The organism is Umezawaea sp., from assembly GCF_057122925.1.
Genome location: NZ_DBNGPQ010000006.1, coordinates 1 through 25,022, shown reverse-complemented (window position 1 = coordinate 25,022; position 25,022 = coordinate 1). Strand labels below are relative to the sequence as shown.

Annotated in this window: 21 protein-coding genes; 11 read left to right on the top strand and 10 right to left on the bottom strand. The window is 71.8% G+C overall.

Going from position 1 to position 25,022, the window contains the following annotated elements; genetic code table 11:
- Positions 1-33: 33 nt before the first annotated feature.
- On the top strand, positions 34-897 hold the full coding sequence (locus tag AC156L_RS00550) for a spermidine synthase (protein WP_330882565.1): 864 nt from the start codon (positions 34-36) through the stop codon (positions 895-897).
- A gap of 94 nt (positions 898-991) precedes the next feature.
- Positions 992-2,014 (top strand): competence protein CoiA family protein, encoded by a 1,023-nt coding sequence (locus AC156L_RS00545; RefSeq protein ID WP_330882567.1) that lies wholly within the window; start codon positions 992-994, stop codon positions 2,012-2,014.
- Between the two features lie 7 nt (positions 2,015-2,021).
- Here the strand turns inward: AC156L_RS00545 and AC156L_RS00540 are convergent, their stop codons facing one another.
- The 4 genes from AC156L_RS00540 to AC156L_RS00525 form a co-directional block, all read right to left on the bottom strand.
- Complete coding sequence (locus tag AC156L_RS00540) at positions 2,022-3,155, bottom strand: N(5)-(carboxyethyl)ornithine synthase (protein ID WP_330882569.1); 1,134 nt, start codon at positions 3,153-3,155, stop codon at positions 2,022-2,024.
- 173 nt (positions 3,156-3,328) lie between these two features.
- The gene (locus AC156L_RS00535) at positions 3,329-4,549 is read right to left on the bottom strand and encodes an NAD(P)/FAD-dependent oxidoreductase (RefSeq protein ID WP_330882571.1); all 1,221 of its coding nucleotides are present in this window, start codon (positions 4,547-4,549) and stop codon (positions 3,329-3,331) included.
- A 106-nt stretch (positions 4,550-4,655) separates the two neighbouring features.
- Entirely contained in the window at positions 4,656-5,819 is a 1,164-nt protein-coding gene (locus tag AC156L_RS00530) for a hydrolase (RefSeq protein WP_330882574.1), read from the bottom strand.
- Positions 5,819-6,916, bottom strand: a complete 1,098-nt coding sequence (locus tag AC156L_RS00525; protein ID WP_330882576.1) for a carbohydrate-binding protein — start codon at positions 6,914-6,916, stop codon at positions 5,819-5,821. Before AC156L_RS00525 ends, AC156L_RS00530 begins: the two co-directional genes overlap by 1 nt.
- Positions 6,917-7,229: 313 nt before the next feature.
- Between AC156L_RS00525 and AC156L_RS00520 the strand changes: the two genes are divergently transcribed.
- Positions 7,230-7,940, top strand: a complete 711-nt coding sequence (locus AC156L_RS00520) for a GntR family transcriptional regulator (RefSeq protein WP_330882578.1) — start codon at positions 7,230-7,232, stop codon at positions 7,938-7,940.
- On the opposite strand, the gene AC156L_RS00515 is transcribed toward AC156L_RS00520, so the two are convergent.
- Positions 7,895-9,808 carry a DUF6807 family protein gene (locus AC156L_RS00515; RefSeq protein ID WP_330882580.1) on the bottom strand — a complete coding sequence of 638 codons (1,914 nt, stop codon included), beginning with the start codon at positions 9,806-9,808 and terminating at the stop codon, positions 7,895-7,897. The two genes, AC156L_RS00520 and AC156L_RS00515, sit on opposite strands and share 46 nt — an antisense overlap.
- 147 nt (positions 9,809-9,955) lie before the next feature.
- Between AC156L_RS00515 and AC156L_RS00510 the strand changes: the two genes are divergently transcribed.
- The gene (locus AC156L_RS00510) at positions 9,956-12,202 is read left to right on the top strand and encodes a rhamnogalacturonan lyase (protein ID WP_330882581.1); all 2,247 of its coding nucleotides are present in this window, start codon (positions 9,956-9,958) and stop codon (positions 12,200-12,202) included.
- 100 nt (positions 12,203-12,302) lie between these two features.
- Here the strand turns inward: AC156L_RS00510 and AC156L_RS00505 are convergent, their stop codons facing one another.
- Positions 12,303-14,156: a rhamnogalacturonan lyase gene (locus AC156L_RS00505; protein ID WP_330882582.1), complete on the bottom strand. Its 1,854-nt coding sequence runs from the start codon at positions 14,154-14,156 to the stop codon at positions 12,303-12,305.
- Between the two features lie 406 nt (positions 14,157-14,562).
- Between AC156L_RS00505 and AC156L_RS00500 the strand changes: the two genes are divergently transcribed.
- From AC156L_RS00500 to AC156L_RS00470, 7 genes are all read left to right on the top strand, one after another.
- Positions 14,563-15,825 carry an ABC transporter substrate-binding protein gene (locus tag AC156L_RS00500; protein WP_330882583.1) on the top strand — a complete coding sequence of 421 codons (1,263 nt, stop codon included), beginning with the start codon at positions 14,563-14,565 and terminating at the stop codon, positions 15,823-15,825.
- Between the two features lie 2 nt (positions 15,826-15,827).
- Positions 15,828-16,781, top strand: coding sequence for a carbohydrate ABC transporter permease (locus tag AC156L_RS00495; protein WP_330882585.1), 954 nt, complete (start codon positions 15,828-15,830; stop codon positions 16,779-16,781).
- A complete protein-coding gene (locus AC156L_RS00490) occupies positions 16,778-17,614 on the top strand; it encodes a carbohydrate ABC transporter permease (protein ID WP_330882587.1) in 837 nt (278 codons plus the stop codon). The genes AC156L_RS00495 and AC156L_RS00490 overlap by 4 nt, the downstream gene beginning before the upstream one ends.
- Complete coding sequence (locus AC156L_RS00485) at positions 17,611-18,174, top strand: hypothetical protein (protein WP_330882589.1); 564 nt, start codon at positions 17,611-17,613, stop codon at positions 18,172-18,174. The genes AC156L_RS00490 and AC156L_RS00485 overlap by 4 nt, the downstream gene beginning before the upstream one ends.
- A gap of 121 nt (positions 18,175-18,295) precedes the next feature.
- Positions 18,296-19,510 (top strand): serine/threonine-protein kinase, encoded by a 1,215-nt coding sequence (locus tag AC156L_RS00480; RefSeq protein ID WP_330882591.1) that lies wholly within the window; start codon positions 18,296-18,298, stop codon positions 19,508-19,510.
- Positions 19,511-19,664: 154 nt separating this feature from the next.
- Entirely contained in the window at positions 19,665-20,375 is a 711-nt protein-coding gene (locus tag AC156L_RS00475) for a Crp/Fnr family transcriptional regulator (protein WP_330882593.1), read from the top strand.
- Between the two features lie 201 nt (positions 20,376-20,576).
- Positions 20,577-21,215: a hypothetical protein gene (locus AC156L_RS00470; RefSeq protein WP_330882595.1), complete on the top strand. Its 639-nt coding sequence runs from the start codon at positions 20,577-20,579 to the stop codon at positions 21,213-21,215.
- A gap of 12 nt (positions 21,216-21,227) precedes the next feature.
- On the opposite strand, the gene AC156L_RS00465 is transcribed toward AC156L_RS00470, so the two are convergent.
- The 4 genes from AC156L_RS00465 to AC156L_RS00450 all read right to left on the bottom strand — a co-directional run.
- Positions 21,228-22,733, bottom strand: coding sequence for a beta-N-acetylhexosaminidase (locus AC156L_RS00465; RefSeq protein WP_330882597.1), 1,506 nt, complete (start codon positions 22,731-22,733; stop codon positions 21,228-21,230).
- A gap of 13 nt (positions 22,734-22,746) precedes the next feature.
- A complete protein-coding gene (locus tag AC156L_RS00460) occupies positions 22,747-23,571 on the bottom strand; it encodes a carbohydrate ABC transporter permease (RefSeq protein WP_330882599.1) in 825 nt (274 codons plus the stop codon).
- On the bottom strand, positions 23,568-24,527 hold the full coding sequence (locus tag AC156L_RS00455; protein WP_330882602.1) for a carbohydrate ABC transporter permease: 960 nt from the start codon (positions 24,525-24,527) through the stop codon (positions 23,568-23,570). The genes AC156L_RS00460 and AC156L_RS00455 overlap by 4 nt, the downstream gene beginning before the upstream one ends.
- Before the next feature lie 7 nt (positions 24,528-24,534).
- Positions 24,535-25,022, bottom strand: a 488-nt coding sequence (locus AC156L_RS00450) for an extracellular solute-binding protein (RefSeq protein WP_484406504.1), incomplete at its 5' end; no start/stop codon positions are given.

Sequence of the window (25,022 nt, the reverse complement as noted above, 5' to 3'; positions counted from 1 at the left end):
CGGGGCGCCGCGGGCATGGCGGATACTGGTGCCGTGGCACGTGGCAGGAACACCCCGCAGACGCTGAGCGAACAGGTCGACTCCGGCACGGCCGAGCTGTCCCCCGACCCGGACCGGCCGAACGCCTGGCTGCTGCGCCTCAACGGCACCGCGCAGTCCCACGTGGACCTCGACGACCCGACGAACCTGGAGTTCGAGTACGTCCAGCGCCTCGGCCACGTGGTGGACCTCATGGCGCCCGAGAGCAAGCCCGTGCGGGCCCTGCACCTCGGCGGCGGCGGGTTCACGCTGCCGAGGTACATCTCCGCGACCAGGCCGAGGTCGACCCAGCAGGTCGTGGAGATCGACGCGGCGCTGATCGACCTGCTGCGGCGCGTGCTGCCGCCGGACAAGAACGCCCGCATCCGCATCCGCAACGGCGACGCCCGCGAGGTGATGTCCCGCGCGCCGAGCGCGACGTTCGACCTCGTCGTGAGCGACGTGTTCTCCGGCGCCCGCACGCCCGCGCACCTCACGTCGCTGGAGTACGTCCAGGAGGCCGCGCGCACGATGGTCGCGGACGGGATCTACGCGTCCAACATCGGCGACGGCAACGCGCTGGTGTACGCCCGCGCCCAGGCCTCGACCGTGCGCGCGGTGTTCGAGCACGTCGCCGTGATCGCCGAGCCCGGCATCCTGCGCGGCCGCCGGTTCGGCAACCTGATCATCCTCGGCTCGCACGTCGAGCTGCCCGTCGAGCAGCTGGTCCGGCGCACGGCGGGCGACCCGTTCCCCGGCAGGGTCGAGCACGGGCGGCAGCTGGAGCGGTTCATCGGCGGCGCGAAGCCGACGACGGACGCGACCGCCACCCGCTCCCCCAGCCCGCCGCCCGGCACGTGGGGCCTGCCCGCGGAGTAGTCGTACCCGAACGGCCGCGGGTGAAAGCACTGATCAGGATGGTCGACCGCGGGACCCGGACCTACCCTCGAAGCACCAGGAGGGAGGCACCCGGATGTCGACCCCGGTCCTGTACACCCCGCAGAACCGCAGGCTCGACCTGTCCCGCCTCGACGGGCGGGACTTCGCCCTCATCCGGTCGCTGCACCGCCAGATCCGCCGCGGGGACAGGACCCTGCTCTGCCTGCGCGCCGCGACCGGGGGTGGAGCCGAGATGCACGTCCGCGTCCGCGACGGCCGCTACTGGGCGGTGCACTTCCCCGGAGGCGACTGCGGGCTGGAGCGGCACCGGATCTCGCGGGAGTCCGACGAGCACCGACGCCAGAAGGACTACTGGCAGCGCGCCGCCGAGGACGCGGGCTACCGGGCGTGGCAGGAGCACCGGACCGAGGCGAACACCATCCTCGACGTGGCCATCGAAGGCCCCCGTCGCACCGGTGTCGAGGTGCAGCACTCGACGCTGGAGACCTCCGTGGTCAAGACCCGCACCACGAAGTCGTTCAACGTCGGCTGGCTCCCCGTCTGGTTCCTCGACTCCGACAACACCCCGCCGTGGTTCCACCAGGTTCCCGCGCTCGGGTGCAACACGCTGCGGTGGAGTTCGCTGCCCGTCCGGCGCTCGGCCACCGCCTTCGGCCCGAGCAGGTTCGTCGCCCTGGCGTGCAGGGTCCCGAACTTCGGCTCCTGCCCGGCGGACGGGAGATCCCCCTGCGGGAAGCACCACCCGCGACGGGAACCCTGGCGCGGGCTCACCGTGGACGACATCGCCGAGATGATCCCCGCACGGGAGATGGTCCCCATGCGTGACCTGCTGGGCCACGTCCACCTCGTCTCGCCCGAGAACCTGGCGCTGTTCCAGGACCTCACCGGCACGAGCGGCGAGTACCGGCCCGGCAGCGCGCCTGCCGGGGTCCGTGCCGCCGCCGGGACCACGACCTGCGTCAACCCCGACCACGACGACCCGTCACCGGGACCGCTCTGCTCGAAGTGCGGTCGTGCCCCGGTGGGACCCGGCCGTGTGCTGTGCCCCGCGTGCCTGCACCGCCTGCGGAACCGCTCCTACTACGACACCCCGTGACGACCAGCTAGTGCGGGTACTCCGCCGGTCGGTTCTGGAAGGCCAGGATCGCGGGGTTGCGGATGACGCCGTCGCGGATCTCGATCGCCCGCCGGACGGTCTCGTCGGCGTCCCACGAAGCCGGGCCCCGGAGCACCGTGCGCAGGTGCGGCAGCAGGGCTTCGCTGATCTCCCAGCTCGCCGAGTTCCACAGGTGCGACGGGCTGTGGTCGACGCCGTAGTAGGTGACCTGGTCGCCCACCACGAACGTCGGCGCGGCGAACGTCGTCGGCCTGGCCCAGCTGAAGCCCATGCCCTCGTCGCACGAGACGTCGATGATCAGCGTGCCCGGCGCGAGGGTGGGGAGGTCGGCCTCGATCAGGAACGTGAGCGGCGCGGCGGTGTCCTGGAGGACGCAGTTCACGATGATGTCGTGGCCCGCGAGGAACTCGGCCAGCGGCACGCGGCCGTCGCGGGTGTCCGCGTTGCTGCGGCGGGGGTCCTCGTCGTCGTGGTCGAACTGCACCATGACCGCCGAGTGGATCGGCGAGCCGACGGCGGCGACGTCGCGGTTGGTGAGGACGTGGACGTCGTGCACGCCGAGCGCGTTCAACGCCGTCACCGCGCCGCGGGCGGTGGCGCCGAAGCCGATGACGACCGCGCGGAGCCGCCTGCCGTAGTCGCCGGTCGAGCCGACCTGCTCCAGCGCGTGCAGCACCGAGGAGTACCCGGCCAGTTCGTTGTTCTTGTGGAACACGTGCAGGCCGAACGCGCCATCGCTCGTCCAGTGGTTCATCGCCTCGAACGCGATCAGCGTCAGCCGCCGGTCGATCGCCGCCTGCGTCAGCTTCTCGTCCTGCACGCAGTGCGGCCAGCCCCACAGCACCTGGCCGGTGCGCAACTCGGCCACGTCCTGCGGCAGCGGCTTCGCCAGCAGCACGACGTCGCTCTCGGCGATCAGCTCCGCGCGTGTGCGCAGGCCCGCGACCTGCGACGCGAGCCGCTCGTCCGACACCCCGAAACGCTCGCCGTAGCCGTGTTCCAGGTACACCCGAGCCCGCAGGTCCGCGTCGATCCGCTCGAAGTGCAGCGGGTGGATCGGCAGTCTGCGCTCGTTTTCCTTGCTCGAACGAGAAATTACCCCGATGGTGAGCAGGTCCACCTGAAACTCCATTTCACACGCCGTTCCGCCGACAATCACATGGCTGTTGACCAGCTAATTCCCGGCGATACCGACCGTACTCCGATTTATCCCACCTCACCGGTCACAATTCTCCACCTGAAGGCGCGGTCGGCATCACACCGGTCGACGACCACGTGGTTGGGTGCCGGGCGTCACCGCCGCGCCGCATCGGCGTCCTCAGCGGAAGCCCTTCCGGAGCAGGGTGTCCCGTGCGGCGTGCGCGGGGCTGTTCCAGCCGACGACGCCGACCGGTTCGCCGTCGGCGACGGCCAGCGCGGTGAACCGGCCCGACTCGGGCGAGCCGTCGAGCACGCGGATGTCCGCGTCCGGGGGGGGACCCGGCCGTGCACCTGGATCCGCGAGTCGTACTGGTCGGTCCAGAAGTACGGCACGGGCGTGTAGGGCCGGTCGGCGCCGCTGATGTCGCCCGCCACGAACCGCGCCTGCCCGACGGCGTTCGCCCGGTTCTCCAGCCGCACGTCGGTGCCGAGCACGTCGTGCCGCCACCGGGCGACGTCGCCGACCGCGTAGACGTCCGGGGCCGCGCGGCACCGCGAGTCGCACACCACGCCGTCGTCGAGGACGACCCCGCTGCCCGCCAGCCAGTCCGTCGCGGGGGTGGAGCCGATCGCCACCACGACGACGTCGGCGGGCACCACCTCCCCACCGCCCAGCCGCACGCCGGTGACCCGGCCGTGCGCGCCGAGCAGTCCGGAGACCGGTGTGCCCGTCCTCATCCGCACGCCCTCCGACTCGTGCAGCGCGGCGACGTGGCCGCCGAGTTCACGGCCCAGCCGAAGCTGCATCGGCACGGGCAGCGGGTCGACCACGGTGACGTCGAGGTCCATGCCCCGCGCGGTCGCCGCGATCTCGCACCCGAGCACGCCCGCGCCGACGACGACCACCTCGCGCGCGGCCAGCAGGTCCGCCCGCAGGACCGCGCTGTCGTGCAGGGTGCGCACGGTGTGCACGCCCGTGAGCCCCCGCCCGAACGGCAGCCGCCGCGGCACCAGGCCGGTCGCCGCGACGAGCGTCCGGTACCCGACCCGCCAGCCGTCCGCCAGTTCCACCTGGTGGGCCTCGACGTCCAGCCCCACGGCCCGCCTCCCGAGCACGAGGTGGAGGCACAGGTCGTCGAGGCGGTCGTCGTCGCGCAGCAGCGCGCGCTCCGGCGGCCACTCGCCGGACAGCACCTTCTTCGACAGCGGCGGCCGGTCGTAGGGCAGCTCGTCCTCCGCGCCCACGAGCTGGATGGACCCGCGGAAACCCCTGCGGCGCAACCCCTCCACCACTCCGAGCCCGGCGGTGGACGCGCCGACCACGAGCACGTCGGCGGTCACGCGCCGCACCGGCGGACGGCCCGCGCGGCGCACGGGTGCGACACCTCCCCCTCGGTCACCGCGCTCCTCCTCGGTGCTCGGCCGTCACCGGTGCCCGGCTGCGGCGTGCGGGCGGGCACCGGCGACGTCGGCCGTCGCGTCAGCAGCGGCCGAGGTCCTCCCACTGGGCGGTCGGGCCGGGCTCGGAACCCTGGGTCCACCAGCGGGCGCGCCACAGCCGCTGGTTGTGCGTGACCCGCGCGTTCTCCAGGTAGACGCTCTCCCAGCGCCACGCGGACACCCCCGCGCAGCCGACCGGGGTGCCGGGCGTGGTCGTGGTGGTGGTGGTGGTCGTCGTGGTCGTCGTCGTGGGCGGCGTGCCACCGCACTCACCCACGAGGTCGTCGACGAACCGCACGCCGCTCGACCGGTAGTTCGCCGCGTTCGCGACGGCCGCGGCGGGCGTGAGCACCTGGTTCTTCGCGTAGTAGACCCAGTCGGCCTGCTCCAGGTACGTGGCCAGGCCGCCGCTGTGCGCCGCGAGGTCGATGAACCACTGGTTGAAGTTCAGCGACATCGCCTGCCGCGGGTACACGTCGAACGGACCGCTGCGGTCGTGGTCCGCGACCAGCGCGCCGTCGACGTAGTACCTGATGTGCCCGTCGGCGACGGTCGCGACGACGTCGTGCCAACCGTCCGCACTGGACCGCTGACTGCTGCTCTTGTTCTTCGACGCCCACGGTTCGAGCTGGTAGGTGTGCCAGCTCGTCTGGTAGTTGATGGGGCCGGTCTCGCCCCAGCCGCCGTTGGGCAGGTACTCGGAGAAGTCCAGCTCGCTGTACAGCGGGTCGTTGTCGTGGCGCAGCGGGCTGATCGTGAAGAACGTCTGGTTCACGTGGTCGCCGTCCGGGCCGCTCGCGGGAGCGTCGGAGAACCGGATGCGGCTCGCGTAGGTGCCTTCGAGGAACCGCCGCTCCCCCTGGAGGATCTCGGTGTGCTCGGTGCCCGCGGCGGTGCCGTCGGTCGACGACGCCATCTGGAGCACCTTGTCACCGTTCACCGTGGGGAACGTGACGTTCTCCGGCGCCCACGTCGCACCCGGCACGCCGGGACCGCCCGCGTTCGAGCGGACCTGCCAGCCGTGCCGACCCAACGCGCCGTCGGTGTGCGAGGAGTAGTCGAAGTCGTCGAACAGGACACCGCAGGCCGCGGCCGGAGCCGGGGCCGCCGCGCTGCTCGCACCCCCGGCGGTGATCAGGGAACCGACCACGGCGGCGGCGGCCAGTGCCGCTCCCGCGACCCGGCCCCTCGTCGCGCGCCCCATCAGGCACGCTGCCAGAGGGCGGGGGTGGCCGAGGGCTCCCACGACACGATGGAGGTGTGCTGCTGGAGGCAGCGGTAGGTCGCGCCGCCGTAGGTGACCTGCGCGCCGACCGGGTAGAAGGTGTTCGGTGCCCACGTGCCGCTCGCGGGCGGCTGCTGCGTGGTCGTCGTCGGTGGCGGCGGGGTGGTCGTGCAGCTTCCCGAGCCGATGTCGTCCTTGAACCGCACGCCGCTCGACCGGAACGCCGCGGCGTTCGCGACGGCCGCGGACGGCGAGAGCACCTGGTCCTTGGCGTAGTACACCCAGTCGACCTGCTGGAGGTAGGTGGCCGTGCCGCCGCTGTGGCCCGCGGTGTCGATGAACCACTGGTTGAAGTTCAGCGACATCGCCTGCCGCGGGTACACGTCGAACGGACCGCTGCGGTCGTGGTCCGCGACCAGCGCGCCGTCGATGTAGTACTTGACGTGCCCGGCCGACACCGTGGACACGACCGTGTGCCAGCCGTTGATGCTGCGCCGCTGGCTGCTGCTCTTGTTCTCCGCGTACCAGGGGTCGGGCGTGTAGGTGTGCCAGCTGGTCTGGAAGTTGACCGGCCCGGTCTCACCCCACCCGCCGTTGGGCAGGTACTCGGAGAAGTCCAGCTCGCTGTAGATCGGGTCGTTGTTGTAGCGCAGCGGGCTGATGGTGAAGAACGTCTGGTTCACGTGGTCGCCGTCGGGTCCGCTGGACGGCGCGTCGGAGAACCGGATGCGGCTCGCGTAGGTGCCTTCGAGGAACCGCCGGTTGCCCTGGAAGATCTCGGTCTGCGTGGTGCCCGCGCCGGTCCCGTTGGTGGAGGACGCGAGTTGCAGCACCTTGTCGCCGTCGGAGGTCGGGAACGTGATGCCCTCCGGCGCCCAGCGGGCCCCCGGCACGCCGGGACCGCCCGCGTTGGACCGGACCTGCCAGCCGTGCGAGCCGAGCGCGCCGTCGGTGTGCGACGCGTAGGAGAAGTCGTCGAACAGGGCGCCGCACGCCGCGGCGGCCACGTCACGGGTCTCCACGGGGGCGCCGGACGCGGTGGAGACACCCACCGCGACCATCGACAGTGCTGACACGGCCGCTGCTGCGGCCGTGGTGAAACGAGTTCTGCTGGATCGCGTCATGAGCGTCCGCTCTCTCGGTGGGGACGGGGGAGGACCGCGGCGACCGGTGACCTGTTGCAGTTTTACCAGTGGTCCAGCAACAGGTCCCCCACGAGCAAAGTGGTCTACCTCACAGGTAAAGTCAAGAGGTCTAGACCGATAATCTGCCAGGGCTTCCGAGGTTTCGATCACCACCCAAGAGGTAAGACCACTGGTCACTTTCCGACGGGCTGTTCGGGGTCACCAGTTGCTACGATGCGGAGGGCGCAACGGGAGGGAGCCAGCGGTGCGGCGAACAGAGGTGCGGGAGCGTCTGCGCGAACTCATCCAGCAGCGGCGGCCGGGCGAGGTCATGCCGTCCGAACGCGCGCTGAGCGAGGAGTTCGGCGTCTCCAGGCCGACGCTGCGCGCCGCCATGGACGACCTCGCCAGGGACGGCCTGCTGGTCCGCGAGCACGGCCGCGGCACCTTCACCGGCACCAGGAAGATCAGCCAGGAGCTCACCCCGACCACGCCGGGCGACTTCACCGTCCCCCCGGCCGAGGGCACCTGGTTCAGCAAGGTCGTGGAGTTCCGCGTCGAACCGGCGGGCGCCCGCCTCGGCCAACGCCTCGAAGTCTCCCCCAGCCACGAACTCCTCGCCGTCACCAGGGTGCGGATCGTGGAGAACGCCCCGATGGCCATCGAGCGCATCCTGCTCCCGCACGACCTGGTGCCCGGCATCAGCCCGGAGGACTTCGAGTCGGGCTCGCTCTACGAGCTGCTCAGGATGCGCTACGAGATCGTCGCCACGACGGCGCTCCAGATCACCGAGCCGACGGTCACCGACCCGGACGAGGCGACCCTCCTCGGCGTGCCCCGGTACGCCCCCGCGCTGCTGTTCGAACGCACGACCAGGGACGCGGGCGAGCGCGTCTTCGAGTACACCAGGTCGATCTACCGCGGCGACCGCTACCGCATCACGTCCCACCTGCGCTTCGACCGCACGTCGGGCTGACCGACCAGCGCGCCCTCCGGCGTGATGACGCCGTCGTAGAGCCGCACCACCACGGAGACCGCCACGTCCCGGCCGGGGCGGACGAGCCTGGGTCTGTCCCAGCACAGCGCCGAGCCGACGCCGCGGTACTGGGAGACGCGCACGAACCACGGGTCGCGCGGGCCGGACAGGACCGCCGTCCACGGGGCCACGGGGTCGGCGACCACGACGGCCAGCCAGTCCGCGACGACGCCGTTCAGGTCGTCGCCGCCGCACCCGTCGGGGGTGACGACCCGCACGAGCGCCGGGTCGACGTCGGGCAGCCGCCAGAACCAGCCGCCGTAGCCCGCTCCCGACCGCCCCAGGCTGCCGGGGCTGTTCAGCACCACCTCGGCGTCGGCGGACAGGACGCTGGTCCACGCCAGCTCCCACCCGCCCGCCACGACCCGCCTGCGGATCTCGCGGCGTTCGCGGAGCAGGACCGCGCCGAACGAGTCGCACCACTCGACCGTGCCGTCCTCGGCCTGGCGGACCTGCCCGAGCTCACCCTCGACGTACCCGCGGCCCCGCCGGTAGCTCCGACCGCCCCACAGGTTCACGCCGTCGACGTCGGGCAGCGCCATCCCCATCCCGCGGTGCCACGGGTGGTCCTCCGGGTGCTCGCCGGTGACGACCGTGCCGCCCAGGGTGCGGACCGGGTGCAGCGCGGGCCTGGACACCACCCCCGCAGGCACGACGGCCTCGCGCCCGTACCGCGCCGCGCGACCGAGCACGGACCACGGGACACCCAGTTCGGCGAACGTCCGGAGCTCGTCGGCCGAACGGACCACCGCGTCGTCGATCCCCTTCACCACCACCCGATTCCCCTTCCGCCGCAACCACTTCGGATTGATGGGCACCGGTTCCGCCGCCGTGCGGACGGCCTCCAGCACGTTCATGAAACCACCGCACGCCGCCAGGGGCGACTGGAGCGGCACCGAGCCGTTCTCCAGGTGGGCCACCAGGTTCTCCAGCGGGGAGACGTGGTCGAACACCTCGTCGACGCCGTCGACCACCAACCGGTCGCGCGTGTAGTGCAGTTCGGCGCGGTGGCGGCTGCCGTGGACGACCAGCACGGGCTCCCGCTCGACCTCCGCGCACAGCGTCACCGCGACGACCACGGTGGTGCCGCGACCGGTCCGCAGCCGCAGGCAGGACGTGTCGTCGGCCTCGATGTCGCGCGTCCGCAGCAGCTCCAGCTCGATCGAGGAGACGGTGTCGCTGCCGTCCACGGCCAGCGCGGTCGCGATGGCGTGCGCGTAGGGGTTGGTGAGCGCGCCGTCCACCACGGGCTGGCCGTCGAGCGTCCGCCGTCCGGCCCACGGCGCGCGGGAGTAGTAGGCGTCGTCGCGCGACCAGGCCCCGTGCACCCCGATCCCCGTGACGTCACCGAGTTCGCCGCGCCGCACCAGGTCCGCGAGTCGCCGCACCGCACCGGAACCGAGGCTCTGGAAGCCGACCTGGCACGCCACGCCGGAGGTGAGGGCGACGAGTTCGCGCCACTGCCGCAGGCTCGGCGTGGGCGGCTTCTCCACCAGCAGGTGCGCGCCGGAGGCCACGACGTGCCGCGCGAGGGGCAGGTGCGTGTGCATCGGGGTGGACACGACACCGATGTCCGGACCGGTGTCCGCGAGCAGCCGCGGCAGGTCGGGGCTCACCGGGCGCCCGCCGACCAGTCGCAGCCCCTCGGGGTCCAGCGGGACGACCTCGCAGACCCCCGCCAGCACGACCTTCCCCGCGGCCTCCAGCGCGACGATCTCCCGCAGGTAGCCGCGCCCGTACCCGGCGGCTCCGACGAGGACGACGGCCGGTGGCCCGCCGAGCCGTCCCATCGCGCCCACCTCGCTCACCAGGTCACACCCAGCTAAGCGTCGATGCGGTGGCCAGTCAAGGGACCAGATGGAAACCGCTTACCACCTTGCTGTGCAACGCTATCCACCCTTGCGATCATGCCTGGTGGAGGTCCATCGTTACCGCCGCCGACACCGGGAGGAACCGTGCGACTTCGACGCAGTGCCCTGCACGCGGCGGCGCTGACCGCCCTGCTCGTCCTCACCGCTCCGCAGGCCGCCGCCACGACCGGGCGCCACCACGGCGGGTGGGAGCGGCTCGACCGAGGACTGGTCGCGGCCCGCACGGACCAGGGCGTGCACCTGAGCTGGCGGCTGCTGCGCGAGGAGGTCACGGGCGCGACCGCCACCGGCCTGGCGGGCCCGGACTTCGCGGTCTACCGGGACGGGCTGCGGATCGCCACCGTCACCGACAGCACCGCCTACCTGGACCCCTCGCCCGGCGAGCGCTACCAGGTCGCCGCGATCACCCGCGGCCGGGAGGCGGGGCGGAGCGGGGCCGTCACGCCGTGGGCCGCGCCCCACCACGACCTGCCGCTGCGCAGGCCCGCGGACGGCGTGACCCCGGCGGGCGAGCGGTACACCTACTCCGCCAACGACGTCAGCGTCGGCGACGTGGACGGCGACGGGCGGTACGAGTACGTGGTCAAGTGGGACCCGTCCAACAGCAAGGACGTCTCGCAGGTCGGCTACACCGGACCGGTCTACCTCGACACCTACCGGTTCGACGGCACGCTGCTGCACCGGATCGACCTCGGCGTCAACATCCGCGCGGGAGCCCACTACACGCAGTTCCTGGTGCACGACTTCGACGGCGACGGCCGGGCCGAGACGATGGTCAAGACGGCGCCGGGGACGAAGGTGGTCCGCCCCGACGGCCGGGAGCGGTACATCACGATGCCGCGCGAGGACGTGCTCGCGGGCCACACCCACCAGGACGACCACCGGGTCGACGCCGAGGGCTACCGCGCGCACCTGGTCGAGGTGTTCCGCGGCTGGGACCGGCACCCCGAGGTCGTGGCCGGGCACTGGCCCGCGACGCTGGAGCAGGCGTTCGGCACCGCGCCCCGGTACGCCTACCCGCTGTCGGAGGCGGACGCCACCGCGCTGGTCGACCACTTCCTCGACGTCTACGCGCCCGGTCGCAGCGCCAACAACAGGCTGCGGAACTTCGCCGGGTTCATCCTGAGCGGGCCCGAGTACCTGACGGTCTTCGACGGCGCGACCGGACGGGAGCTGCGGACCGTCCGGTACCGGCCCGGTCGGACGGACGACGGGCTGATGTGGGGCGACTACGCGATGAACCGGATCGAGCCGGGCAACCGCGTCGACCGCTTCCTCGCGGGCGTCGCCTACCTCGACGGGAAGCGGCCGTCGGCCGTGTTCGCCCGCGGCTACTACACCCGGTCGACGGTGGTCGCCTACGACTGGGACGGGCAGCGGCTGCGGGAGCGGTGGTACGCCGACAGCGGCTGGGTGCCGATGGCGAACCCGTTCAACGACTCCCCGCACGGCCGGGACGGCACCGACCCGCGCTGGGCCACCCTGACCACCCAGGGGGCGCACTCGCTCAGCGCGGCCGACGTGGACGGCGACGGCAGGCAGGAGGTCGTCTACGGCGCGGCGACGCTGGACGACGACGGCAGCCTGCTCCACAGCTCCACCGGCGTGCTGCCGCCCGGCAGCGCCGAACCCGGTGCGCGCAAGCGGTTGGGGCACGGGGACGCCCTGCACGTGACCGACGTGGACCCGCACCGGCCCGGTCTGGAGGTCTACATGGTGCACGAGGGCGGACCGGTGGCGCCGTACGGGTACGGGCTGCGGGACGCGGCCACCGGGGAGGTGCTCCACGGCCGGTACACGGGTGTGGACACCGGGCGGGGCATGATCGGCGACGTCCGGCCGGACGTGCCGGGGCTGGAGACGTGGGCCTCGATGCCGGGCGGGTCCGGTGGGACCGGGTTGTGGAGTGCGGACGGGCGGCTGCTGGAGGAGCGGTCGCCGGGGACGAACATGAGCATCCGGTGGGCCGGGGACCTGACCACGCAGATCGTGGGCGGGGCGCTGGAGGTGACGCCCACGGTGGAGGACTGGGTCCGGGGGCCGTTGGTGGTGGCCGAGGGGACCCGGACGAACAACGGGACGAAGGGGACCCCGTCGTTGGTCGCCGACGTGTTCGGGGACTGGCGGGAGGAGTTGGTGGTGCGGACCGCGGACGGTTCGGCGTTGCGGTTCTACACGAGCACCGAGCCGACCGGGCACAAGATGTACTCGTTGATGCAGGATCGGCAGTACCGGGTGGAGGTGGCTCGGCAGCAGACCACGTACAACCAGCCGTCGTACCCCGGGTTCTACCTGGCTTCGGACACGCGGTGGGGGTCGGTTCCGCGGTGAGGGGTTCCTCGGTTCCGGCGTGGTGTGGCCGATCCGGCCGGTGAACCCCACGAGCACGAGGGCCGCCACCCCGTGCCGGCGGCCCTCGTGCTCGTGGCTCCTACGGGGTGGCGAAGCTGGGGTGCGGGGGCTGGTTGTAGGCGGTGTTCTGCCAGGCGATCGCCAGGCGGTACTGCCTGTCCTGCATGAGCGAGTTGCGTTTGATGCTGGTGGTGTCGGTGGTGGAGTAGATCCGCAGCGCCCGGTTGTCCGAGGTGGGCCAGACGACCTCCTCGCGCCAGTCGCCCAGGATGTCGGCCGACAGGGCCGGGGTGGACTTGGTGCCGTTGACGGAGGTGACGCCCGAGCCCGTGAGCAGGCGGGTGTCGCCCGAGGTGCCGTACTTGTCGATCGTGGTGCCGTTCAGCAGTTCTCGTTGGGCGTCGCCGTCCCACCAGACCACGAAGTTGGCGGAACCGGGTTTGCGGCTCGCCACCTGCGAGCCGTTGGTGGCCGAGCGCAGACCGCCCACCGCCGAGGACCAGACCTCCGCGCCCGCGTTGCCCGCCCAGATGTCCGCCGCCACGCCGCGTCCGTTGTCGCAGCCGCAGGAGGCCGCGCTCCAGATGATCTGGCCGGTGCGGGCGTCGCCGATCCAGTGCGCCGGGTCGCTGCCCGACTCCGACGGCTTGAAGACCTCCAGGCCGGACCTGGACGGGATGAAGTCGCCGACGTGCAGGGCGTCGCCGTGGTGGGTGTTGTTCTGCCACAGGCCGTTGCCGTTGTCGTCGACGGCCATCGAGCCGTAGACGATCTCGTCCCGACCGTCGGAGTCGACGTCGGCCACCGAGAGCTGGTGGTTGCCCTTGCCGGTCCACTGGGTGCCGTTGGTGGACGACGAGGAGTCGAACGTCCACCTCCTGGTCAGCGCGCCGCCGCGGAAGTCCCACGCCGTCACCGTGCTGCGGGTGTAGTAGCCCCGCGCCATGACGATGCTCGGCGAGGAGCCGTCCAGGTAGGCCGTTCCGGCGAGGAACCGGTCCACGCGGTTGCCGTAGCTGTCGCCCCACGCGGAGACGGTGCCGCGCGCGACCACGAAGTTCTCGGTGTCCAGGACCGCGCCGTCGGTGCCGCGGAACACCGACAGGTACTCCGGTCCCGTCAGGACGTAGCCCGAGGAGTTGCGGTGGTCCGCCGAGGAGCTGCCGACGACCTGGCCGGTGCCGGAACGGGTGCCGTCGGCGGTCTTCGCGACCACCTCGGCCCGGCCGTCGCCGTCGTAGTCGAACACCTGGAACTGGGTGTAGTGCGCGCCCGCGCGGATGTTGCGGCCGAGGTCGACGCGCCACAGCCTGGTGCCGTTCAGCTTGTACGCGTCGAGGTAGACGTTGCCCGTGTAGCCCGACTGCGAGTTGTCCTTGGCGTTGGTGGGGTCCCACTTCAGGACGATCTCGTAGGAGCCGTCGCCGTCCAGGTCGCCGACGGAGGCGTCGTTCGCGACGTAGGAGTAGGACTCGCCGCTGGGCGTGGTGCCGCCAGGGGGGATCTGGAGCGGGACGTCCTGGCTCGTCGCGGTCGCCGCCACGCCGTCGGCGCTCGCGGAGAGCTGTTCCACGCCACCGACGACGGGCCGAACGGAGTACGTCGCGCCCGCGGGCGCGCCCGCGTCCAGGAAGCTGGTCGCGGTGGTGACCGGTGTCGGCGTGACCAGCGTCCCGTCGCGGTAGACGGTGAACGCCGAGTCGGCGGCGTCGGTCCGGAGTTGCCGCCAGGACACGAAGTTGCCGTCGCCCGCCGCGGACCGGATGCTGACCAGCCCCCGGTCGAGGCGTTCCGTGGTGGTGGTCGACGTCGGCACCGGCTCCGCGTGCGCGGGTGCGACCACGCCGCTCACCGCCGTGGAGCAGGACGCGACCAGCACGATCGCGAGGAGGTGTCGTCGAGCTGGACCGTTGTTGCGGTTGAGGATTCTCATGGCGCCGCCCCGATTCTCTGCACAGGTCTTCGATTTCCACGACAATGCGAAACCGACGAGGGCGCAGCCCTCGCCTCGCGAACCCCGGCAGCGGTCGTACTCGTTCGCGCCCGCCCGGCGCACCGAGCGGATGATCATTGGAAAGCGCTTTCCAAATCGTTAACATAGGGGTAACCCCCAGGGCCGTCAACAGGAACTTCCACCCGTGCCGCGCCCGCCCCTCCCGCGTCGAAGGACGTTCGACCCCCCGTTCGACGAATTCGACGAACGACCCACCGCTTCTCCTTGCGGCCAAAGGAAAGCGGCATTGACGATGGCGTAACGGCCTCGTAGCCTTCCCGGAACGACCGCCCCACAGCCGTGTCCTGCCAGGACGATTGCGACCGGAGGTCCCACCGTGGTCGAATTGAAACGATTCAGGTCACTCGTGGTGTCGGTGGCCGCGCTGGTGCTGGTCGCCTGCGGTTCGTCGGGCGGGGGCGGTGAGACCGAGGAGACCGGCCCGGTCACCCTGCGGTTCTCCTGGTGGGGCAACGCGGAGCGCGCCGGTCTGATGCAGCAGGCGATAGACCTGTTCCACAGCGAGAACCCCACCATCACGGTCACGCCGAGCTTCCAGGAGTTCGAGGCCTACTGGCAGAAGATCGCGACCGAGACCGCGGGCGGCAACGCGCCCGACGTGCTCCAGACCGACTTCGCCTACCTCAGGGAGTACGCCGATCGCCGCGTCCTCTACGACCTGAAGAAGCAGGAGGGGAAGAACCTCGACCTCGGCGACCTGGTCGACGGCCTCAAGGGCGCGGGCGAGATCAAGGGAGGCCTGTACGGCGTCCCGGTGGGCGGCAACACGTGGGGCTTCGTCTACAACCCCGCCCTCTACGCCCAGGCGGGCGTGCCGGAGCCGAAGCTCGGGTGGACCTGGGCCGAGTACCGCGCGGGCGCCAAGCAGATCACCGAGAAGACCGGCGTGTTCGGCAGCTCCAACCCCATCGACACCTACTACAACCTCGAACTCCAACTGCGGCAGGAGGGCGGGTCCCTCTACACCGAGGAGGGCGGGCTCGGCTTCGACCGGGCGCGCCTGGCCAGGTTCCTGGACGAGGGCAAGAAGATGGCCGAGGACAGGGCGGCGCTGCCCGTCGAGAAGGGCGTGCAGATCAAGCCGAAGCACGCGCTGGAGTCGGACCTGGTGGCGGGATCCCCCGCGTGGGACAACTTCCTCGACCGCTACTCCAAGGCCACCGGCGCCGAGCTGAAGATCGCGCCCTCCCCGAGCGACAACCCGCGGGTGCTCGGCCAGTACCTGAAGCCCGCCCTGCTGCTGAGCGTGTCGCAGAAGTCCGAGCACCCGGCGGCGGCGGCCAAGCTGGTGTCGTTCATGATCAACGACCCGGAGGTCGGCAGGATCTTCGGGGCCAACCGCGGCCTCCCGCCGACCAACGCCCAGCGCGCGGCGGCGCGGCTCACCGGCCCGCTGGCCGCCGTGGCCGCCTACGAGGACGGCCTGAAGGACAAGCTCGGCAAGACCCCGCCCGCGCCGCCGAAGGGCGCGGGCGCGCTGGAGCAGGCGTTCATCCGGATCAACGAGGAGCTGCTGTACGGCAGGATCACGGTGGACCAGGCGGTCGACCAGTTCTTCACCGAGGCCGACGAGACGCTCGGCTCCTGAGGATGGCGACGACCACCCCGACCCGTCCCGCCGCCGCGCCGTCCCGACCGCCCGCCCGCGGAGGGCGCGCCCGGCGGTCCGACGACGGCATCGCCGGGTACTTCTTCCTGTCCCCGTGGATCCTCGGCGTCCTGCTGCTGACGCTCGGCCCGATGGCGACGTCGCTGTACCTCTCCTTCACCGACTACGACCTGTTCGACACCCCGCGGTGGATCGGCCTGGACAACTACGCGCGGATGTTCGACGACCCGCGCTGGCTCAGGTCGGTCCAGGTGACCGCGCTGTACGTGGTGCTCGCGGTGCCGGTCAAGCTCGCCGCCGCGCTCGGCGTCGCGCTCCTGCTCAACGGCGAGCGCCGGGGCAAGGGCCTGTACCGCGCGGCGTTCTACGGTCCGTCGCTGATCGGCGGCAGCGTGAGCGTCGCGATCGTGTGGAAGGCGATGTTCAGCGACGACGCCGCCGTGGACCAGGTCCTGCGGGTGTTCGGCGTCCACACGGGCGGCTGGTCGGGCAACCCGGACTTCTCGCTGCTGATGCTCGTGCTGCTGGCCGCGTGGCAGCTCGGGGCACCGATGGTGATCTTCCTGGCAGGGCTCAAGCAGGTGCCGAAGGAGCTGTACGAGGCCGCCGAGGTCGACGGGGCCGGGCGGTGGCGCCGGTTCGCCTCGATCACGCTGCCGATGATCTCGCCGGTGGTCTTCTTCAACCTGCTGCTGGAGACCATCAACTCGTTCCAGGTGTTCACGTCCGCCTACGTCGTCGGCGGGCCGAACGGGCAGCCCGCGGGCACGACGCTGTTCTACACCGTCTACCTGTTCGACCGCGGCTTCGGCGACTACCGCATGGGGTACGCGTCCGCGATGGCCTGGATGCTGCTGCTGGGCGTCGGGCTGGTCACGGCGTTCCTGTTCCGGTCCGCGCGCGGCTGGGTCCACTACTCCGGGGAGAAGGCGTGAGGGGACGGCTGTCGAGCGTGCTCTGGCACGTGGGGGTCCTGCTCCTGCTGGCCGTCGTGCTGTACCCGCTCGTGTGGGTCGCGGCGGCCACGTTCAAGCCGTCGGCGGAGATCGTGGGCAGCCTGCGCCTGCTGCCGGTCGAGCCCACCGCGGAGAACTACGAACGCGCCGTCGAGGGGGTCGGCGGCGTCGGGATCGGCCGGTACTTCCTCAACTCGGGCCTGCTGGCGGTCCTGTCCGTCGTGGGCACGGTCGCCTCGTCGGCGCTGGCCGCGTTCGCCTTCGCCCGGCTGCGCTTCCGGGGCCGGTCGGCGATGTTCGCCGTGATGATCTCGACGCTGCTGCTGCCGTTCCACGTGCTGATCATCCCGCAGTACGTCGTGTTCCAGCGGCTCGACCTCGTCGACACCTACGTGCCGCTGCTGATCGGCAAGTTCCTGGCGGCGGAGGCGTTCTTCGTCTTCCTCATCGTCCAGTTCATCCGCACCATCCCGCACGAGCTGGACGAGTCGGCGAAGATCGACGGCGCGGGCCCGTGGCGGATCTTCTGGAACATCGTCCTGCCGCTGGCACGACCCGCGCTGGTCACCACCGCGATCTTCACGTTCATCTGGACGTGGAACGACTTCTTCGGCCCGCTGATCTACCTCAGCACGCCGGAGGAGTACCCCCTGCCGCTCGCGCTGCAACTGTTCATCGACGAGGCCAGCGGGTCGGACTTCGGCGCGCTGATGGCGATGTCGCTGCTCGCGCTGGTGCCGGTGGTCCTGTTCTTCCTGTTCTTCCAGCGGTTCCTCGTCGAGGGCGTGTCCACGTCGGGGCTCAAGGGGTGAGGCGGTTCCCGCTGTTCGCCGAGTGCCTCACGGCCGGTCTGCTGGTCGTGCTCGCCGCGTTGCCGCTGGTCACCCTGCTGCCCGCGCTCGCCGCGGGCTGCGCGCACGTCAAGGCGCACGTCGACGGCGAGACCACGGCGGTCCGCGCGTTCCTCGTCCGCCTGCGCGCGGCGAGCCGCGGGGGCGCGGGCCCGTCGGTCGGGGTGCTCCTCGGGTTCGGCGTGCTGGCGGCGGACGTGGTGGTCGTGCGGCGCGTGGACCTGCACGGCGGCGGCGCGGTGGGCGCGGTCTGCGCGGCGGCGGCCGTCGCGCTCGCGGTGGTCGTCCTGCGGGCCGCGGCGGACTGGTCGCCGGGTTCGGCCTGGTCCGCGCTCGTGCGCGGGGCCGCCCGCCGCGCCGTGGCGGACGCGGCCGGATCGCTGCTGCTCGTGGTGGCGCTCGGCGTGCTGGTCGTGGTCACCTGGCAGCTGCCGCCGCTCGTCGTGCCCATGCTCGGCTGCGTCCTGATGGCCGCGGTCGCGGTGGAGCGCCGCCGCGCCCGAGGTGAACTCCACCGGTGATCGCGGTACGTTCGGAGCGCCCCCTGGTTCGGAACCCCGAACACCTCGGACCCGGAGGTTTGCGCGCCACCCCACGGGGCGCCTAAGAAGGCACACCAGGCGACGGAGAGGTGCGGATCGCGTGTCACTGCCGACCAGAGGTGAGCTGCTGGCCGATCGCTACCGGCTGGAAGGGCTCCTGGGGACCGGCGGCATGGGCGACGTGCACCGCGCCTGGGACACCCGCCTGCGCCGGTTCGTGGCCGTGAAGCTGTTCCGCGCCGCCCTGGACGCCACGCTGGTCCGCCGGTTCGACAGCGAGGTCAAGACGCTGGCGGCGCTGTCGCACCCCGGCCTGGTGTCGGTCTACGACGCCGGGACGGACGGGGACGCGCCGTTCCTGGTGCTGCAACTCGTGGACGGGCGGACGCTGCACAACCGCGTCGGCGACGGGCCGCTGTCTCCCGACGAGGTGCGGGTGATCGGTGCGGCGCTGGCCGACGCGCTGGCCTACGTGCACGCCCACGACGTGGTGCACCGCGACGTCAAGCCGTCGAACATCCTGCTCGACGCCGACGACAACGCCTACCTCGCCGACTTCGGCCTGGCGCGGCTGACCGGCGCGACGCGCCTCACGAGCACCGGCGAGCTGATGGGCACGGCGGCCTACCTGGCGCCGGAGCAGGTGCGGGGCAAGAACCTCGGCTTCCCCGTGGACGTGTACGCGCTCGGCCTCGTGCTGCTGGAGTGCCTGACGGGCTACCGCGAGTACGAGGGCACCGAGGTGGAGGCCGCGATCGCCCGGCTGCACCGCCCTCCCGACATCCCCGGTGAGCTGCCCGCCGACCTCGTCCGGCTGCTGACCAGGATGACCGCGCTGACGCCGCACCGGAGGCCGACAGCGCTCCAGTGCGCCCGCGCGCTGCGCAACGCCTCGGGCACCACGCCGCCGCGCGAGGCCGGGGTTCGCAGGAGCATCCTGGTCGCCACCGCGGCCGTGGCGGCGGGCCTGGTGGGCGGGGCGTGGGTCCTGCTGGGCGACGAGGCCCCGAAGACCTCCACGCCGACCGGCCCCGAGGCCGCCGCCTCCTCGTCCGCGCAGCTCCCGGCGAGCGACCCCGCCACGACCGGCGCGGACCCGCGGGGGAACACCACCCCCGGTGACCCGGTGCCGGAGGACACCACCTCGGGCGACTCCGCCGCGGGGCAGCCGCCCGCTCCCGGAGCCACCGCGGCCCCGACGACCGGCACCACCGCCCCGGTCGAGACCGAGCCCGGTTCCCCGAGGAACAACGACAGGGAACCTCCCGGCCAGGCCAAGAAGTCGACCCCGCAGACCAAGAAGAACGGCGGCTGACGGACACCGGGATTTTCGCCTTTCCCGTGGAATACCGGAAAAATCCCTAATCCCCACCCGACCGACCCAGCACACTGTCGCCAGGAGTGGGCCCGGTGCCGCGTCCGGCCCCTCCTCCAACGGATCGAGGTGCTGGATGAACTCCGTTCAACCGATGGGAACCCGCGTCCCCGGCAAGGGCGGTTGGCCCACGGGGACCTACCTGGACATGCTGCGTCCGCGCAGCCAGTCCGCGCTGCTGGGGCTGGGGGTGCCGCAGACCTACCGGCACGGCGAGGTCATCCTCCGCGAGTCGGAGCGGTCGTCGCACGTCGTGCTGCTCTGCCGGGCCGTCGTGAAGGCGACCGTGAGCCTGGAGAACGGCCGCATGGCCCTGCTGAGCATCAAGGTGGGCGGTGACGTGATCGGCGAGATGGCGGCGTTGAACGACGAGCCGCGGTCCGCCACGGTCACGGTGTGCGGCGAGGCGCAGGTCCGCGTGATCCAGTCCGACGAGTTCCAGCACTACCTGGCGAACTTCCCCGACGCGAACCTCGCGCTGACCAAGATGATCATGCAGACGTTGAGGTGGGCCGACAAGCGGAGGGTCGACTTCAACGGCTACCCCGCCTTCGTCCGCCTGGCGCGGGCGCTGGACGAGCTGGCGCAGAACTACGGCCGCGAGGTGCCGGACGGGACCACCCTGGACATCGGGTTGACCCAGCGGGAGCTCGGCGCGCTCGTCGGCGTCGAGGAGGACACCGCGCGCCGGGAGCTGCGGCTGCTGCGCAGCCGGGGGGTCATCAGCCTGGGGTACCGCACGATCACCGTCCTGGACCAGGAAGCCCTGAGCGCCATCGCCCACTGCAACGGCGAACCCCGGTGATTCCCCTATTCGGTTGACCGGACCGGCGCGATGCTTGCACGCATGGACCAGCACACGATCGGAACCTCGCGGCTTTGGCGCCCATCCACCCCGGACGGAGGGGGCAGGGGGCGGCAGGGCCTCACCGACCACGGAGCGGCCGCGGTCGCACGTCCGGCAGAACCGACCCGACCGGGCAGGTCGGTCCCGCACAGCAGGCTGGTGTACCGGCTGGTGGTCGGCGTCGACATCGAGCACTACAGCCGGTTGGACACCCTCGACCAGTCGCTGGTGCAGACCCGGTTGAGCGAGGTCCTCGACACCGCCGCGGACCGCGCGGGCCTGGACCGGGACCAGTGGTACCGCCAGCTCCGCGGTGACGGGGAACTGGCGGTGCTGCCCGCCGACGTGGACGCGGCGTGGGTGGTCGCGGAGTTCACCGAGCGGCTCACCGCCGCGCTGGCCGAACTCCGGCGGGCCAACCCGACCGAGCCCGCGCTGCGGCTCCGGCTCGCGATGCACCACGGGACGGTCGCGCTGGCGCACTTCGGGCTGGCGGGTGACACCCCGGTGGTCACCTGCCGCCTGCTGGACTCGGACAACGCGCGGAACGCGCTGACCGAGGACCCGTCGACCGACCTGGTCCTGGTGGTCTCGAAGCAGCTCTACGAGGACGTCGTGACGAGCCGGTTCCACGGTCTCGGCCCGGACCGGTTCCGGCCGACCGTGGTGTCGGCCAAGCAGGTCGAGTACGAGGGCTACCTCTGCACGGGCAGCCCCCGCACTCCGGAACGGCCCGGCCGCCGCGCGGGCGGCGGGTCCGGTGCCGGGAACGTCCGCAGGATCCGCGAGGCGAGCTGACCGGGGGCCGCGTCAGCCGGTGGCCCCCAGCGGCCGGTGGCGCACCGACAGCGCGGCCAGGCGTTCCTCGTGGCGGCGCATGTCGTCGAGGAAGCCCTTCCAGTCACCACCGCCGGACCACGCGTTGCCCGCCAGGGCGCACAGCCGCGGGAACGCCAGGTACTCGGCGTGCGACGGGTCGGGGACGAACTCGGTCCACAGCTGCGCCTGCGTGCCGAGGACCAGCGCCGACTCCTCGGGCGACCAGCCGGGCGGCGGGAGCTCCTGGGTGTAGACGTCCCGCAGGGTCACCACCCCCGACGGCTGGCCCGCGAGCTCGTCGGCGGCGTCGGTCTGCGGGTAGTCGAGGTACGTCGAGCGCCACGGCGTCATGATCACGGGATGGCCGTTGCGGGCGGATTCGAGGCCGTGGACGGGGTCGCGCCAGACCATGACGGTGGTCTCCCGAGGCAGGTCCGCGGCACCGCCGCCCTCGTCCCAGCACACCGGCGCGCGACCGTTGTCCAGCAGGAACTCGCTGATGCGGCGGAGGAACCAGCCGTGCAGGGCCTCCGGGCCCGCCAGCCCCTCGGCCCGGACGCGCTCCAGCGCGAGCGGGCTGCGACCCCACTCCGAGGTGGGGCACTCGTCGCCGCCGATGTGGACGTGCCGCGAGGGGAAGACGTCCATGACCTCCTCCAGCACGGCGCGGCAGAAGTCCATCGTGGACTCCTGGACGCCGAACACCTCCTCCGAGACGCCCCAGCTGGTCCACACGGGCAGGTGGCGGTCGGGGAAGTTGCCCAGGTGCGGGTAGGCCGCGAGCGCGGCGCGGGCGTGGCCGGGCATCTCGATCTCGGGCATGACGGTGACACCGCGCTCGGCGGCGTGGGCGACCAGGCCGCGGAGTTCGGCGGTGGTGTACGCGCCGCCGTGCGGGCTGGAGTCGAACCGGGTGCTGCCCGCCGGGCCGACCATGCTCTCGCTGCGCCAGCCGCCCACCTCGGTCAGCCTCGGGTAGCCGGGGACGGGCATCCGCCAGCCCTGGTCGTCGGTGAGGTGCAGGTGCAGGACGGTGAGCTTGTGCAGCGCCAGCAGGTCCACGAACCGGTGCAGGAACGAGATGGGCATGAAGTGCCGCGCCACGTCCAGCATCGCGCCGCGCCACGGGAAGGCGGGGACGTCCCGCACGTCGACGCAGGGCAGCGCGATCGGGCCGGTCGGGTCCACCGGCAGGAGCTGGCGCAGCGACTGGACGCCGTGCAGCAGGCCCGCGGCCGTCGCCGCGCGGAGCCGGACGTTGTCCTGGTCGACGCGCAGCTCGTAGCCCTCCGCCCCGAGGTGGGCCAGCGCCGGGTTCACCGCCAGCACCAGGTCGCCGTCCGGCGAGGGCGGCAGGGCTGCGCCGAACGGCCGCAGGTAGCCGCGCAGGAGGTGGACCGCCTGCGCGGCACCGGCTCCGGTGCGGACCGCGGTGGCGGCGTCGAGCGTGAAGCGGCCGGGGAGCCGCACCAGGTGCTTCGGCGGGGGAACGATCACGCGCGCACTCTCCTCATCCTTTGACCGCACCGGCGGTGATGCCCGAGGTGACCCGCCCCTGGAGGGCGAGGAAGACCAGCAGGACGGGGACCATGAACAGCGTCGAGGCGGCCATCGTGGCACCCCAGTCCGTCCCGAAGGTGTTGCTGAACGACGACAGCCACACCGGGAGCGTGCGGTCGTCGCGGTTCTTGATGATCAGCAGGTTGGCGAAGGCGAACTCGTTCCACGCCGTGATGAACCCGAACAGCGACGTGGACATCAGCCCCGGCGCCAGCAGGGGGAAGACGATGCGGCGGAACGCCTGCGGGCGCGTGCAGCCGTCGACGAGCGCGGCCTCCTCCAGGTCGGCCGGGATGGCGCCGAGGAACCCCCGCAGGGTGACGATCGTGAACGGCAGCGTGATCATGAAGTAGATCAGCGTGAGCATGGACAGCTTGTCGAGCATGTCCGTGTCGCGGGCGATGACGTACATGGGGATCAGCAGCGCCTCCCACGGCGTCATCTGCGCGACGAACACCATGAGGATGAACGCCCGCCTGCCCTTCCACCGCATCCTGGCGACGGCGAACGCGGCCAGCAGCGCCACGACGAGCGCCAGCAGGACACCGCCGAACGACACGAGGAGGCTGTTGCGCCAGAACAGCCAGAACCCGCTCGCCCCGACGGCCGTGGCGAAGTGGTCGAAGCTGATGGTGGTGGGCCAGAACGTCGGGGTCGGCGCCTGGATGTCCTTGGTGGGCTTGAACGCCGTGAGGACCATCCAGTACACCGGGAACACCGCGACGACGCAGACGAGCAGCGCCGAGGCGGTGAGGGGGATCCTGCGCCACTTCACAGCTCCGCCTCCTGCTTGAACATCTGGCGGAAGTAGGCCAGCAGCACGACCACCAGCAGCAGCACCGTGATCATGGAGACGGCCGCGCCGAGGTCGTACTTGTTGAGCGACTGGGCGATCTGGAACGCGTACACCGGCAGCGTCGTCGTGGCGTCGCCCGGCCCGCCCTGGCTGATCGCCCAGATCTGGACGAACGACTTGAACACCCAGATCACCTCCAGCGACAGGATCAGCCCGAACATGGGGCGCAGGACGGGGAACGTGATGGAGGTGAACAGCCGCCACGAGCCCGCGCCGTCGATCTTCGCCGACTCGTACAGCTCCGACGGCACGGTCGTCATCGCCGAGTACAGCGACAGCGCGGCGAACGGGACCGACTGCCACACGATGAGCGCGACGAGGATGCCGAACGTCGAACCGCCGTTCGCGAACCACGTGTAGTCCCGGTACTGCTCGAACCCGAGCTGGACCAGCACCCAGTTGACCACGCCGAGCCGCGACTGGAAGAGCCACTGGAACACCGTGGTGGCGGCGATGATCGGCGTCGCCCAGGTGAGCACCAGGCAGCCCATCACCAGCAGCCGCAACCACTTCCCGAGCGCCGACAGCAGCAGCGCGACCAGCGTCGACAGCACCATGATGAGCACGACGTTGACGGTGGTGAACAGCAGCGTGCGCCGGACGACGGCCCAGAACACCGGGTCCGCCAGGGCCTCGCGGTAGTTGTCCAGCCCGACGAACTCCGCGTCGCCGCGGATCAGCTCGCCGAGGCGGAAGTGCTGCACCGAGATGACCAGGTTGCGCACCAGCGGGTACAGCAGCAGGTACGCCGACCCCAGCACGGTCGGGGCGATCAGCAGGTAGGGCCAGATCGACACCCGGCGCCGCCGCCTCGGGCGCTGAGGCGGCGGCGGTTCCGGGGTGGCGGTCGGCCGCTTGGTGGTCGCGGTCGACACGTCCGGCCTACTTGCCGGAGTTGAGCGCGGTGGCGATCACGTCGTCGGCCCTCTCGGCCTCCGCGGCGACGTCACCGCCGGTCAGCACCGCGGTGAGGAAGTCCTTCACCGGGTTCTTCGCCTCGACCGCGGCCCAGTTCGGCGACTGCGGGGTGCCGTGGCCGTTGACCGCGCCCGCCGCCATCGCGGCCGCGCCGGGGTTCTCCGCCAGCGCCGAGGCGAGGCTGGTGCGGTTCGGCACGTAGTTCATCGCCTTCGCCAGCTCGGTCTGCCACTTCTCCCCCGCCAGCGCCTTGATCATCGTGTAGGCCTGGTCCGGGTGGGTGGAGGACTGCGGCACGATCAGGTCGGAGCCGCCGGTGAAGACCGCGCCGGGCTCGTCGGCGGTCTTGCCGGGGATCGGGAAGAACCCGAGCTTGCCCTCCAGCGCCGGGTTGGCCTTGGTGATCAGGCCCGCCGCGCCGGGCACCGCGATCAGCTGCGCGACGTCACCCC